We start from the raw sequence: 15,116 nt of genomic DNA on the forward strand, positions 1-15,116 counted from the left end.
TTTAAGTACCCCTGAAGAGTGTTCAAAGTTCCAGATTCAATATTTAGTACACTTTTGATAATCAATGTGTTATCATTCTTTGGACACTCTCACACTTTTTTAAAAAATCTCTACTCCTGCTCCATTTTTTTTCAATTACTGCCCAACAAGTCCCAACCTGTACCTGTTTGCCCCCACCAGCTATAACTTGTGGTTCTTACCAACCCATCGGTGTTCGAGTAAACAAAAGTTGTGCCATCCCCATCAACAGCCATAAAAAAGTCTCTGACAGAAACGTTTAAATAGTCGTAGGTCATTCCAAATAATTCATAATTTTGAACGTATCCGAAATGATCGCACTCACAATATTCAAGGGAGGTTTTCCATCCCTTGATTTGGATTTCCTGATTTGTAAAAGGGGTAAGGTCAAGGGAATCAACAGAATGCCAAAAAAGATAACTCAGGATTCCATATTGGGCATCCGGATGATATACCTTTAACAAGTCATTTTCCACTTTGAGATAATACTGGTAAGTGGTATCTGACATATTATAAAGAGGCACAGAGCCAGGTGTTGTATACTCCTCCACTAAGAAACCATTTTCATCTTCGGAAATTATTTCTACGATCAAAGTATCATTAAAATAATAGAAATCATCAAAATTTAAACTGTCAGAGTAGTTACTTCCTATCAACATTACATAAGCACTCTTTTGCCCCACCTCCAATGCTGAAAATCTTATTGGATTCTCATTATAAACCTGGTTTTGATTTTCCGGTTCGGGTGTATCGGTCGTTAAATTGGTACACGAAAACAGTGATATGAGCATAAAAAATAACAGGAAGTGAGATGTTTTCATTTTTCTTGGTTTTATTTTTAAAACATAAAATTACTCATTTTTGTAAAATAAACATCCTTTTTTAGGTAAAATACCGATAATGACAAAGAAAATATCAGTTGGTTTTTAAGCAGTATATCTAAGCCTCATGCCCTCCATCTGCCATTTGACCACCGCATTAAACAGGGTGAAATCAAAACTAAAGTCGTGCCACAATTTGTCCCTACCATTATTCCGACCTAACTTTGGCACCAAGAAACCAGCTAACCAAAATCCAGTAACCAGCAAACAGCTATGCAAATAGATACGCATCTTCAAAATTATATCAACGGTGAACTGCTCCATCCGGTTTCCGGGGAGTACCTCAACAATTACCAGCCCGCCACCGGCGAAATTTACAGCCATATTCCCGATTCGGATGACCGGGACATCGAATTGGCCGTAGAGGCCGCAAAAAAGGCATTCCCGGAATGGTCTTCCTGTGGCGTGGAAACACGGTTTAAGGTAATGATGAAAATTGCCCAGGGCATTGAAGACAACCTGGAAGCTTTTGCTGAAGCCGAAAGCATGGATAACGGGAAGCCCGTCTGGCTCTCCAGGTCGGTTGACATCCCGCGTGCCATTCAGAATTTCAGGTTTTTTGCCACGGGCATATTGCATTTTGCCTCAGAATCGCATTATATGGAAGGAGTAGCCGTGAATTACACTTTGCGTCAGCCCATAGGCATTACCGGCTGCATCTCTCCATGGAATCTGCCCTTGTACCTTTTCACATGGAAGATCGCACCGGCTTTGGCGACGGGTAATTGTGTGGTGGCCAAACCATCTGAAATAACGCCTATGACGGCCTACCTGCTGTCCAAAATATGCATCGAAGCCGGGTTACCTGCCGGCGTTTTGAATATCGTTCATGGACTGGGAAGCAAAGCAGGTCAGCCGATCATTGAACACCCGGAGATCAAGGCCATCTCTTTTACCGGAGGCACTGCAACAGGAAAAACCATTGCTGCCACAGCAGCCCCCATGTTCAAAAAATTGTCTCTTGAACTGGGCGGCAAAAACCCAAATATTGTTTTTGCCGACTGCGACTTCGACGAAATGATAAAAACAACAGTCGCTTCCTCCTTTTCCAATAACGGACAGATTTGCCTGTGCGGCTCCAGGGTTTATGTGGAAAGACCCATCTATGAAAAATTCCGCGATGCATTGGTCGAAAGAGTTTCCAATCTGAAGGTAGGTGATCCTTTCGATCAGGACACCAAACTGGGCGCCCTGGTTTCCAAACAACACCTGGACAAAGTGCAATCCTACCTGGAAGTAGCTCGGGAAGAAGGAGGTAAAATCCTGTGCGGCGGGGATTTGATCGAGATGGATGGTAAACTAAAAAACGGATACTATATGCGCCCGGCGGTCATCGAAGGGCTTTCGATCGGATGCCGTACCAACCAGGAAGAAATTTTCGGGCCGGTAGTCACCATCCAGCCTTTCGACACAGAAGAAGAAGCCCTTGAATTGGCAAACGGCACCGTTTACGGCCTGGCCTCAACTTTATGGACCAATGACCTCAAAAGAGCCACGCGCATGGCCGAAAAAATCCAGGCCGGCATTGTATGGATCAATTGCTGGATGCTCCGTGACCTGAGGACTCCTTTTGGAGGCGTTAAAAATTCAGGAGTGGGAAGAGAAGGCGGTTGGGAAGCGTTAAGATTTTTTACCGAGGCCAAGAATGTTTGTGTTAAATTTTAAAGAAGTAAAGCATCAATACCCAACATCCTATTCTCAAACTTTTTAGAAATTATGGAAAGTCTTTATCCTAGAATCCTACTATGCAGGAACTCTACAAAAGAATCCTTTTTCCTTCTCGATACGGGAATCTCAGCGCCCCCATACATCAGGGCAAAATGCCCGTCCTTGCTGGTAATTTCTTCTACCCATTCCGCATTGACCATAAAAGACTGATGCGTCCTGAAAAAATGATTGCAGGGCAGGCCTCCCCCATCAAAATTTTTCAACCCTTTACAGACCGTTAAATTTTTCCCATCCCTCATATAGAAAGTAGTATAACTTCCTTCCGATCGAAGGTAGATCACCTGATTAAGTTTCACGAACGCCAGGCCGTTTGAGGTGGAGAGTGCAATCTTATCCGTGTAGGTGGGAGTTACCTCCTTTTTAAAAAGACCGGGTAAAAACGTATGACGGCCCGAACGCCTGATCTTGTTTACTGCCCTGACAAGGTCGTGAAGGTCAACTGGTTTTAACAGATAATCGACCACATTATATTGGAAGGCATTCATGGCGAATTGACCGCAAGTGGCCGTAAAAACAACCTGAAATGTAGGGTTGTCCAGTTTATTTAGCAGGTCAAATCCTGTCCCATCTTTAAAATTTATATCCATAAAAATCGTATCGGGAGGATTCTGTTTGATTAGTTGCAAGGCAGAAGCTACATCAACAGCTTCTCCGGTGACCATGAAATCAGGACAGGAATCTGCTAGCATTTGTTTCAGGTTCATTCTGGCCTTTTGGTTTTGGTCAATGATAATCAAACTTTTCATTTTTTTAGATTTTGGTCAACAATGGTAGATCAGGAAGATAAAAGGCTTCTGTTTTTTGAGATTGGAGCCACTGGGTGAAAACGCCCCTTTAAAAATCCCTCTTCCAGAATCAAATCGAAAAAACCTAAAATTCTTACCCCCATTTACCGAATTTATATTCATTTCCACCAAATACCTCTCCAACCTCCCCAAATTTATAATAGCCAGGAAGCTGGTCAACACACCCTTTATTTTTGGAAAAAATCCTCCGTTATGAAAACCATTTTTACCCTGTTACTTCCATTGGCTGCCCTTGTGTTCTTTCACCCAGGATATTTGTTTCAACCTAAAATATCCGACCGGCCATCTCCCGGTTTCGTGACCAGCGGGCATATTAAAAATGATTACGGAGCTTCTTTCCCGCATGTCACAGGAATGCTGACTGGCATCGAAAACAATACTCCAATTACTTTTATTGCTCTAATTAACCAAGGGGTTTGTCAGGGAGATCAAATTTGTTTTCCAATAACAACGACCGGTTTTGAAGATATCGAGGCCTTTCAATTTAGCCTTAACTACGATCCCGACGTACTCCATTTTAATCAAACAATGAATTTCAACCTGCCAGGAATGACGGCCGCTAATTTTGGCACACCGCAGGAAGGATACATTACGGCTGCCTGGTTTGACGATAATGTACAAGGCATCACTGTGCCTGATGGCAGCACGCTCTTTGAAATTTGCCTTGAAATCGTCGGTTCCCCGGGGGCAAGTTCGGCGATTATTATCAGTTCAATGCCTACCAGCATCGAAGTGGTCAACAATCAAATGGAAATTGTAGATTTTAGCACTGTGGACGGTCAAATAAGTGTTTCAGGTCCTTCCTGTCCTGCCGATATCGAAGTGTCGGCCCAACCGGGCATGTGTGGGGCCAATGTGATGTGGGTGGTCCCTGATTCTTTGGACAATTGCGGAAACAGCTGGACGCTTTCTTCCTCTTACCAGCCAGGAGATTATTTCCCTCCCGGAACAACCGAAGTGAGTTATACCGGATCGGGTAGCAACGGACTCTCTTTCATCTGTTCTTTCACGATAATCGTGACCGGCGAAAATTCCTTTTTTATAAATGATTGCCCTGACAATATAACAATTGCCACTACCCCCGGGATGTGCAATGCTATAATGCCCGAGCTGACGGATTCCATTTCTGTCGACAGTTGTTTTTATTTAAAAAAATGGAAGGACATTGGAGGGGGATACAGGTTTTCTGCAGGAATTCAGGAGGATGGCAGCCTTTGGACCTGGGGCGACAATGAATTCGGGCAACTCGGAGATGGCACCTTCTCGGACCATAATTCCCCGCAACAAATGGGGAATGACGACTGGAAGGAAGTTTCCTGCGGGTTAAATTTTACCGTAGCGCTAAAAACGGATGGCACCCTCTGGAGCTGGGGAGTCAATAACTTTGGCCAGCTCGGACTTGGTAACTTTAATGACAGCAATACCCCTCAACAGATAGGAACAAGCGATCAATGGAAGGACATCAAAACCGGACAGAACCATTGTCTGGGGTTACAAAACGATGGCACCCTCTGGGCCTGGGGGGAGAATATGGCAGGGCAGCTAGGTCTGGGTGATGCGATATCAAGAACCTTGCCTCAGCAAATAGGCTCCGACAATGATTGGAATGTGATTGCAGCGGGGGAACAAGCTTCCATGGCCTCTAAAACCAACGGTACACTGTGGGGTGCCGGAACAAATTACGCCAACCTTATGCTTGCCGGCCCAGGGATCACCTCTCAAAACACATTTAACCAGGTTGGGAATGATTCCGACTGGGCGACTTTTGATGTAGGGGGCCATTTTCTAGGGATAAAAACCGGTGGCACTCTCTGGGCCTGGGGCAACAATTTTTACCAGGAAATTGGGAATGGAACTGTCATAAACCAGGAGTTTCCTATCCAAATCGGAACCGACACCCAATGGGAAAAGGTTTACGCAAAATCCGACGGATCCTTTGCCATTAAAACCGACAAAACCCTTTTCGCCTGGGGGCAAAACCTGGCAGGAGAACTGGGACTGGGAACCTCCGGAAGTAATCAGGGCTTCCCCGTTCAGGTTAACAACGCCCAATGGGAAATGGCGGAATTCGGGTATGAACATTCTTTTGGCATCCAAACAGACAAAAGCCTGTGGACCACCGGGCCTAATACACAAGGAGAGCTGGGTCTTGGTTTCCAGGATTTCAACATTCTGACGACATTCACCCCCTCTATCCCGGTGATAACTTATACGGTCTCGCAACTTCCAGTAGCAGGCACCCCTGTGTCAGTAGGCATTAATTCCGTTACCATTACATTGACGGATAGCAACGGAAATCAATCCGATTGTACTTTTGACCTTATCGTGACAGACCAGGATGACCCTGTCCTTGTTTGTAAAAGTACACTCCAGGTCGCTTTACCTGCAATCGGATTCATTGATTTAAACCCAGAGGATCTTCTGGATTTTTATGAAGATAACTGCAGCGCTTTAAACCTGTCAGTCGATCCCGTTTTTTTGGATTGTCAATCCATCGGCATCCCCATTCCAGTAACCGTCACGGCTACGGATCTCAGTGGAAACAGCAGTTTTTGCTGGTCCGAAATAACCATAGTTGATCAATTACCCCCCGTGATCATTTGTCCTGAAGACATCACTGTTCTGATTTCCTGTGAAGAGACTGAGGGTTTCGCAGATTTTGCCCCTCCTGTGGTTACAGATAATTGCACCGTGGGCTACAGCTGCAGCCATAACCCGGGATTTTTTCCTTTGGGTAACACAACCGTCACCTGTACTGCTACGGATAACGCAGGCAACCTGTCTTCCTGTTCATTTGCTGTAGAAGTTATACCGGATCCCGATCAACCACTATCTATCGTATGTCCTGGGGAAATTCATATTCCCCTCGACGACATGTGCCAGGGCGTGGTGCCGGACCTTTTTCAATTTCTCGTGGATATTTCAGGAGGTTGTTCGGCATTGATACTAACCCAATTTCCTCCTGAAGGTACGATCCTTAATCCCGGGGAGGTGGTGGTAGCACAGTTATCCGTCATCGACGAAATCGGTCAAAATGATTTCTGTCAGTTCCTGCTGACCGTGGCCCCTGACCTACCGCCCGTTTTTGTCACCCTGCCGGATCCCATTGATGACATCCAATGTCAGGATGCCCTTCCAGAGGTGCAAAACCTTGAAGCAACGGACGACTGTTCCGTTCCTTCAGTAACTTACGAAGTCACCTTTTTACCTGATTTTACAGATTATTGCTCTCCTTACACCGTTACCTATACCTGGACGGCCACTGACTGGCTTACAGCGGACTTCATTTCAGTAAGCCAGTCCTTTCAGATTTTACCAGATACCCAACCCCCAGTTTTCGATCAACTTCCCGGCCTGATTGGAGATGTACATTGCAATGAACCGCTTCCTGCTCAGGAAATCCTCACTGCAACGGATAATTGCAGTAATGCCAATGTCACATCCTCCGTGGATCCCTATACGGTAGATAACCTGAATCCCTATACGATCATTTACCGCTGGAGAGCAGAAGACGATTGCGGAAACGCCACGGAAGAAATCAGAAGTTTCCAGGTCATCCCGGACAATACCCCGCCGGAGATCATCTGTCCCGATGACATGGTTATCAACGCTGGACCAGGCGAAACAGGAATGATCATTCTCTTTGCTGCCCCGGTGGTCAACGACAACTGCCTCACCTCATGGGATTGCGATCATGCCAGCGGAGATTTTTTCGAATGTGGTCTGACCATGGTGAATTGCACAGGCTATGACCTTTCAGGAAACACCAATGAATGCAGTTTTTCCATACAAGTTATTTGCAATATGGATTGTGAACCAAAACTGGCCTGCCCGGAAGACATTGAAGTAATATGCCCCGGAGTTTTGGATCTACCGCCGCCCCTGCTTATCGACAGTTGCGGAATGGATGAGATCCGCTGCACCCGCGGGGACGGACTTGAATTTGAGGATCCTTTTGATTTAGGAACCACCGTGATCAATTGTACCGTCACGACTACCGAAGGAATAACGGACAGTTGTAATTACCTGGTTACCGTTTTAACACCTGACGATGTCCTGACAATCATCTGTCCTGATGATCAAACGATTTCCGTTCCTTTTGGGGTTCAAAATACAGTGGTCAACAATCTGTCACCATTGGCGATCTTCGGAGGCGTGCCTCCCTATTCGGTCTTTTATACGCTTAATGGAGCCACCAGTGACAATGGTGTTATTGACGCCAGCGGATCGATCCTGAATGTCGGAGAAACCATCCTGACTTACCTTGTTGAAGACGCTTGCGGAACCACTCGATCATGCCAATCAACCATCGCGGTTGATGTAACGGAAACAGGCTGTGAAAACCTAACCATGGAAGCCGTCAATCTTCAGGAAGAGACAGAAAATTGTTGCTGGCAACTCAATTACAATAATCAATCCGTGCCAGATCTGGCCGGTATAAGGATTACGGCGCTCAACGGAACAGACCTGTTATACGACCCTGCTGATATCCATCCCGGCTTATTTGACATTGTCAATTCTCCTGGTTCGGTTACCCTCGTGTCTTCCAGTGGACCAGGTAACCCGATTCCGACAGGTCAGGTGGATGATTTTTTTCGTTTCTGCCTGACGGGGATGAGTTCCGAATCCCAGCAGATCCTGATCGAATGGCTTGATACTGATTACCAGGTAGCCTGTGACACTCTTTTTGAAGCCCATTGTCTTCCTGAACCGGATGACTGCCTATACATCATTCAGGACAGCGTTTATTGTGTCGGAGATCTGATCCACTATGCTGCGACTTTTAAAAACCCTTTGAGCTGCAACTTCGCGGTCAGTAAAATCGTAATAGACGTAACAGTGCCCAGTACGGGAGCACCCATCACCCAGGTCATTTTTCCTGTTCCGGCCATACAACCGGGAGATACGTACGATTATATTTTTGTGATCAATGACCCTTCTTTTGGAGGCGAAGAGATCTGTTTCAACATCGTTGCCCACGATGCGCTGGATCCACTCAATTGCTGCTCTCCTGATTTACCCCATTGCATCACACTCCCGAAATGTGAACCCTGTGAATTCGTGAGCATCGATTATGAACTACAGGATTCCACGGCTTTGGACAGTTGTTGTTATACATTAAGCATTTCGAATAATTATCAAACTAATTTTTTCGAATCTATCATGGTTGAGATACTGAACCCCGGGGTTTCCTTCTCCAATGTAACTTACCCGCTTTCGACTGGATTCCTCAATACCCACAATGCTGCTTTTTCTAAACTTACCTGGACCCATCCCAATGGATTCATCCCCATTTATACGGGAAAATTGATGGATTTTTGTCTCAACAACATAACCACCACGGCCCCTGTCCTGGTGAGTGTTCATTGGATGCAGGGTGATTCCGTGGTCTGTGCCGATACCATCCGAATTGTTTGCCATGATTGTTTTATCCTGGATCCGGAAACGGAAGTCAATTGTGATGCGAATAAGGACTATGTGTTCACCTTGAATTTTCAAAATATTTCCGGCAACCCTATTAACAAAATCAAAATCGTGGAAGATCCATCCCATAATTTTATTTCGGATGACATCATCGACCTTGGAGGCATTTTCAATCCCGGAGATCACGTTGGTCCTGTCAACATCCCGATCAATGGAGATGCAGGTCCCGGTGAGTATTGTTTCAAAATAAGCCTCAAACTCGAGATCGAAGATTCATTGAGCATGGATTGCTGTTACCTCGAGCATTGTGAATGGCTACCGGATTGTGATTCACTATGTTGTTTTTACCCCCTTGATTATCAAATCGCCCTGGACAGCGGTTTTGATTACGAGGTCAACTGCCAGGAACATTCCGTTACCGCAGTTCCCAATGGCACCAATTTTTGCGACCAGGTAGAGTGGACTTTCAGAAAACTGGGCCAGAATCAAAGCATAGGAGGTATAACGTTCGGCACCTCCCCAGTCACTTTTAACCTGCCTGAGATCGGCGTATATCGATTATGCATGAACATTATCCGTCAAGGCCCCGAGGGTGAGGAATGTTTCCCCGACGAAGGGTTTCAGGTTTGCCGGCTGATCTTCGTAAGCTGTCCGGAATTATGCATCAATGAAAACCTGATCGACCCGGATTATTCATGCCCTAACCTGAATTTCAAGGTGTGCGGATGTGACGGGATCACCTACCAGAATGCTTGTGTGGCGGAACATTACTACGGGGTAACCACCTGGACGCCCGGCGTATGCAACGTGATCTCGTTTGCCATTCCTGAAATTCCCGGGGAACCCCTTTTACTGACAAACCCGGTGGAGGAGATCCTGAAAATAAGCTGGGAAGGAACGCGCCTTTCCACAATACATATATACAATTTACATGGACAATTGATGGAGACCCCGCCCCCAGACCCCGACAATGACGGCTTCGCTCAAACAGACGTGAGCCACCTGCCTCCTGGCCTGTATTTGCTACAGGTCAGGAACGAGAATGGAAATATACGAACTGAAAAATTTGTAAAGATGTAATGGGGTCGGAAATAAGTTTATTGTCAAAACAACAAACCCTTTAGGCGGATACCGAAAAGCCTTTTTAAACAGAGTAGGTATTATCAATAAAAAATATTATGAAAACAATTAATCACGTTTGCCTTGGTATCTTCCTTTTTTTTGCAAACATTTCTTACAGTCAATTTTGCCCCGGCAACTACTTTGACAATGGAGACTTCGAATTAGGTCTTGCCCCTCCCAATACCAGCAATACCATTGGTGATGCCCAGGGATGGGATAAAATATGGAGTGGAGACAGCGAAGCGGATTATTATGATCAAAACCATTTTGCCATCGGGTCCATCCCTACCCCCCCACAGGGAGATTATGGCAGCATGTGGATCGACAACCGTTTTTATACCAATATTGCCACTTGGCGGGAAGGGATGTTAAACGAGTTAGCTACACAAATCCCTTTAAATTCAGGGTGGTATAGTTTCACTTTTGACATCGCCTGTTTGTTTGGAAACGGCGATCCGGTAATCGGAATTTATGGAATTCATGCGGTGGGGACCTATTCCTATCCTGGCCAACCCATCAGTTCTCATAACCCGACCAATTTAAATTTATTCTCCAATAGTGGGCTACCCCATGAAATTGTCCTACTTGGAACCGTCCCTGTTCCTCAAAACTGTGATGGAGCATGGCAAAATCAAACCTTCAATTTCAACACTGCAGGCCTTGGGCTCACAGGAGACATTACCCATATCGCCATAACGAGGAGTGCGGACCAAATTGATGGGGCCAGCAAATATGTCGGCGTTGACAACTTCTGCCTACAGGTGGCCGCCCCTCCCGTCAACTGCGACGGCCTCTCCGTTTCCAGCTCAAGTGCCGGTGAAGCGGAGGGCGATTGTTGCTGGAGTCTCTCTTTTGATAATCAACAGGGGGAGGTTTACGGCATCAGCTTTACTGCACAGGATGGCGTGGCTTTGTCTTACGATCCTTCATCCATTGCTCCAGGTTTGCTTGACGTCATCTTCACGAATAACAGCGTAACCCTGGTGCCTGCCATCGGAGGCCCTCTTGCCACGGGGCAGGTCAATGATTTTATCCAGTTTTGTCTGGCGAATATCGAGAATACGCCACAGCATGTTCTTGTGGAATGGTATGACGAGGCCTTTGAGGTGGTTTGCGACACTTTACTCGAATTCAGCTGCGACCCAATCCCTGAATGTCTTTATACCCAGATTGATTCGATTTATTGCAACGGGGCCGATGTGATTTATGAATTTACGGTCAGGAATCCGCCAACCAGTTCGGTAAGTGTTGGCTGGGTGAAGTTTGACGTCGTCAGCCCCGGACCATTTGCCGGAATCATTACCCAACAGCCTCCAGGGCCGATTCCCCCGGGGGGCACCTGGTCCGGGCAAATCACCCTCCAGGAAGGATATCAATATGCCGGGCAGGATTTCTGTTACAACTTATACGCCCATGAGGGGCCAGAGGAACTATGGTGCTGCTATGACAGTACGCTGTATTGCATCCCCATTCCCAACTGCCCGCCCTGTGATAGTGCCTGGGTGGATATAACGCCCTGGAACCTTGAAGACAGTACCGATTGTTGCTTCAGGCTAGAAGCAACTAACCACTTTGACGATATGTATTTCACCAATATACAAACGACCATCAACACCCCTGGAGTTACCTTTAGTGATATTGATTTTCCATTACCTCACCAATGGTCTTATACCAATCTTGTCTATCACCAGGACCTGATGTGGTCTTATGTCGGAGGCGCGTTCATCCCGGAAATCACAGGTGATTTTTTGATGAACTTCTGCCTGGAAGGCATTACAACCACCGACCCGGTTGAAATTGTGGTCAACTGGTTCGCCAGTGATTCTATTGTATGCTCGGATACCCTGCTCATAAAATGTAATGATTGTTTATGGATCGAAAGTGAAGAAATTGTTTGTGATCCGATTGATGGATATAATTACTATTTTTCATTTTATAATCATTCCGGTTTTAAGGTTAACGCCGTTAAATTTATTGAATTCGCAGGAGCCCCGGATTTCATCGTCGAAGATCTGGTTTTCCTGGGGCAGGACTATCCAAGCGATGATGGACAACTCATAACGGTCGGCCCCATTCAAATACTCCAGGGAGCAACACCGGTACCACCGGATTCTCTCTATTGTTTCAACCTGAGCCTAAGGTACGAGCGGCCGGAGGATTCATTGAGTATGGAATGCTGTCATTTGATCCATTGCATAAAACTCCCTGATTGCGGAGATCCCCCGGGATGCAGTTGTGAAACCTTGCAGCAGGATGTAGAAGGGCCCAACTGCGGGTTTGATGTCAACATTGATTGTTTCGACATTACCCTGACGCCCAGATGTCTCCTTGAGGGATGTGACGATGTTACCTGGTTTAATGAAGCGGGCAATGCCTTCAATACAACCGGAAACCAACCGGTGCAGTTCACCGTTGCCGGGCCGGGGGGGTATACTTTTACCCAGTTGGTCTTTCGAATGGACGACACGGGCATCGTTTGTGAATACCAGACCCAAATTACGATCGATGTTCCGGATTGCGTTAGTCCCAGCTGTATCGATACTTCCCTGATCAGCAGTGATCCATGCCCACTGGTTTTTGATCCTGTATGCGGATGCGACGGAGTAAGTTACAGCAACGATTGTTTTGCGATGCGTGCCGGAAATACAGCCTGGCTCCCGGGACCATGTCTGCCGGTACTCACTGATGATGTCATTATCCTGACGGGAACGCCCATCGATCCATTTCCTTCCATTGGATTAAACTGGGACGCCTTAACAACCGAGTATGCCTTTTTCTCTGTCAGGAAAAGATTAATCGGCACGGAAGACTGGACGGTCCTTGATGTGGTTGACGGCAATGTTTTTAGTTTCACCGACGACAATCCTAATGGCAGCAGCAGCATTGAATTTCAAATCATTGGCACAGCCATTGGCGGGTATGCTGTTTACAGCAATATTCTTATCATAGACCTTCCTGAACCTCCAGGCGGCGTGGTAAACGTTTACCCGGTTCCGGCCATTCAGGACATTATAATCAAAGTGCCGGTTGAGGGTATTTACGAATTGGAAATATTGGATACCAGCGGACGGCTGCTCCGTAAATTCAAAAAGACTATTCCGGCAGCAAGCCCTGTATCGGTGAATATCAACAACTTGAAGAATGGTGTATACCTGTTAAGGCTGCGTCATAATGACGGGACGCTTTATATCAAACGGTTTATAAAAATAAATTCCGGCAAAAACGCTTTCTCCTATTAAACCTTTGGCAGGCGGATATATTCATCCGCCTGCCTATTTTTATTCCTCATAATATGCAACACCAAATAAACACGACAGCATGGCTCTGGAACGGCCATCAATGCCTTAAAGGCAGACTTTGCCTTAGAGAAAAAACCTTGTTATTCAGACTACAACATTTTTTTTCAAGTCATCTCAGCCTGACCATTCCCCTCTCGGAAATTGAAAATATAGAAAAAGTGCTCGTTTGGGAATTCCACTCCTATGCCATGCTAGTCACAAGTAGCGCCGGTAAAAAGGATCTTTTTATCATGAAAAAAGTAGAGTTGAACATTAAAAATCTGGCGAAGAAAGCCCAGGAATGGCAGGATAATCACTCCCCCAGCCTCAATCCGAGGTAAATACAGATCAAACACACGATGATATTCAGTCCAATATTTAAAAAGCCGTAAAACAGGCTCCCGTCATTAAAAAGTGAAAAAGTCTCTCCGGAGAAAGTGGAGAAAGTACTGAATCCACCGCAAAATCCGGTGATCAGCAAAAGCCTGTATTCCGGCGAAAGCGTTTCTTTAAAACTCAAACTCATCAAAAAACCAAGGACAATACAACTTAAAGCATTAGCGACAAGTGTCGCCAAAGGGAAATCGAGATGCAAAGAAAGCAAAGCCCGCGCCACCCCGTAACGAGACAAACTACCAAGCCCTCCTCCCACAAAAACGTATATCAATGATGCCATTTATTTATTTTCACTGCTCTACCAATTCAGGGAATACCTGGTCGAAGTGTATGCCCTCTTCTCGTTTTACCACATCATCCTGCTGAGTTTCCTGTTGTTGTTCGAGGATTTTTTTGTTTTTTGCCACGACAGCCTTATGTAAAACATAGGTCAATGCGGCCGCTACAAAGCCAATGATCCCCAACATGGTATGCATCCCTAACTTGTCGTGGCCCCACAAAACAAAACAAATAAAAACCATATTGACGAAAAACAGGATCATGGTGGCTGTCGTATGCCCCAGGCCATAATCGATCAAAAGATGGTGAATGTGTCTTCGGTCAGGATGAAAGGGGGAATGGCCTCTGATGATCCGGGTCACAAAGACTCTTAAAGTATCAAAAAGCGGGATGATCAGAATGCCGATGGCCACCACGGGAGAGGCATTGAATTTATAAGGATTGGAAGCTTCCAGATCCGTGTTAATGTCGATAAATTCTATTACCAAAATAGAAGAAGCCAGCCCGATTAGCAGTGCGCCGGTATCTCCCATAAATATTTTTGCGGGGGTGAAATTGTACCTTAAAAACCCGGTAATAGCCCCGACGGTAGCAAAGGCAATGGCCGTATATCCCCAATTGCCCGTAAGGAAAAACCATGCTCCGAGGGTTCCGATGATCAGTACCCCAATACTGCCCGCCAACCCGTCGATACCGTCAATCAGGTTGAAAGCATTGATAATGACGAGCATGGTGAACAAAGTGATGACCACGGAAATCCAATAGGGCATATCTGCCGTGATGCCAAAAAGCCCGTAAAAGCCATGGAGAATGATGTCGGATTTAAAGATCAGGATCAAAGCGGCAAGGATTTGACCAGCCAGTTTGTATTTTGGTGACAAAGGAGCAATGTCATCCCTGGCGCCTACCAGGAATAAAATAATGAAAGCACAAAGGATGTATTGGAGGTTGGCAAATTCCTGAAAAGGAGTCCACATGATAAATGAAAAAATAGCCCCGGAAAAGATGGCGATTCCCCCCAGGGAAGGAGTACTGACCGTATGCGAACTCCTTCCACCAGGCACATCAAACAATTTCTTTTGATGGGCCACCTTAATGATGGAAGGTATGGCAAAATAGGTCAAAGCAAATGCCGTAAGGAAGTTTAACAATAGGATAAACATGTTTGTGGGATTTCGGTTTCT

At 45.8% G+C, this 15,116-nt stretch carries 8 protein-coding genes; 4 read left to right on the forward strand and 4 right to left on the reverse strand.

All coding sequences use genetic code 11. The annotated features are described in order from the left end of the window. Nucleotides 1-131: 131 nt before the first annotated feature. Complete coding sequence (locus tag H6571_23320) at nt 132-839, reverse strand: hypothetical protein (protein MCB9326677.1); 708 nt, start codon at nt 837-839, stop codon at nt 132-134. Between the two features lie 273 nt (nt 840-1,112). Between H6571_23320 and H6571_23325 the strand changes: the two genes are divergently transcribed. Further along, nucleotides 1,113-2,564, forward strand: a complete 1,452-nt coding sequence (locus H6571_23325; GenBank protein ID MCB9326678.1) for an aldehyde dehydrogenase — start codon at nt 1,113-1,115, stop codon at nt 2,562-2,564. Nucleotides 2,565-2,626: 62 nt separating this feature from the next. Here H6571_23325 and H6571_23330 read toward each other — a convergent pair whose 3' ends face one another. Next, nucleotides 2,627-3,373, reverse strand: a complete 747-nt coding sequence (locus H6571_23330; GenBank protein MCB9326679.1) for a response regulator transcription factor — start codon at nt 3,371-3,373, stop codon at nt 2,627-2,629. Between the two features lie 252 nt (nt 3,374-3,625). On the opposite strand from H6571_23330, the gene H6571_23335 reads away from it, so the two are divergent. From H6571_23335 to H6571_23345, 3 genes are all read left to right on the forward strand, one after another. Further along, nucleotides 3,626-9,937, forward strand: coding sequence for an HYR domain-containing protein (locus H6571_23335; protein ID MCB9326680.1), 6,312 nt, complete (start codon nt 3,626-3,628; stop codon nt 9,935-9,937). A 98-nt stretch (nt 9,938-10,035) separates the two neighbouring features. Then, nucleotides 10,036-13,218: a T9SS type A sorting domain-containing protein gene (locus H6571_23340; GenBank protein MCB9326681.1), complete on the forward strand. Its 3,183-nt coding sequence runs from the start codon at nt 10,036-10,038 to the stop codon at nt 13,216-13,218. A 53-nt stretch (nt 13,219-13,271) separates the two neighbouring features. Next, entirely contained in the window at nt 13,272-13,598 is a 327-nt protein-coding gene (locus tag H6571_23345; GenBank protein ID MCB9326682.1) for a hypothetical protein, read from the forward strand. Here H6571_23345 and crcB read toward each other — a convergent pair. Then, nucleotides 13,571-13,933, reverse strand: a complete 363-nt coding sequence (gene crcB, locus H6571_23350) for a fluoride efflux transporter CrcB (protein MCB9326683.1) — start codon at nt 13,931-13,933, stop codon at nt 13,571-13,573. The two genes, H6571_23345 and crcB, sit on opposite strands and share 28 nt — an antisense overlap. A 10-nt stretch (nt 13,934-13,943) precedes the next feature. Continuing rightward, complete coding sequence (locus tag H6571_23355) at nt 13,944-15,095, reverse strand: undecaprenyl/decaprenyl-phosphate alpha-N-acetylglucosaminyl 1-phosphate transferase (GenBank protein ID MCB9326684.1); 1,152 nt, start codon at nt 15,093-15,095, stop codon at nt 13,944-13,946. Nucleotides 15,096-15,116: the final 21 nt, after the last annotated feature.

The organism is Lewinellaceae bacterium, assembly GCA_020636105.1.
GTDB lineage: Bacteria > Bacteroidota > Bacteroidia > Chitinophagales > Saprospiraceae > BCD1.

Bases quoted from the DNA above. Each gene is read 5' to 3' on its own strand.
- H6571_23320 (MCB9326677.1), bottom strand. From the start codon at position 839: ATGAAAACATCTCACTTCCTGTTATTTTTTATGCTCATATCACTGTTT.
- H6571_23325 (MCB9326678.1), top strand. From the start codon at position 1,113: ATGCAAATAGATACGCATCTTCAAAATTATATCAACGGTGAACTGCTC.
- H6571_23330 (MCB9326679.1), bottom strand. From the start codon at position 3,373: ATGAAAAGTTTGATTATCATTGACCAAAACCAAAAGGCCAGAATGAAC.
- H6571_23335 (MCB9326680.1), top strand. From the start codon at position 3,626: ATGAAAACCATTTTTACCCTGTTACTTCCATTGGCTGCCCTTGTGTTC.
- H6571_23340 (MCB9326681.1), top strand. From the start codon at position 10,036: ATGAAAACAATTAATCACGTTTGCCTTGGTATCTTCCTTTTTTTTGCA.
- H6571_23345 (MCB9326682.1), top strand. From the start codon at position 13,272: ATGCAACACCAAATAAACACGACAGCATGGCTCTGGAACGGCCATCAA.
- crcB (MCB9326683.1), bottom strand. From the start codon at position 13,933: ATGGCATCATTGATATACGTTTTTGTGGGAGGAGGGCTTGGTAGTTTG.
- H6571_23355 (MCB9326684.1), bottom strand. From the start codon at position 15,095: ATGTTTATCCTATTGTTAAACTTCCTTACGGCATTTGCTTTGACCTAT.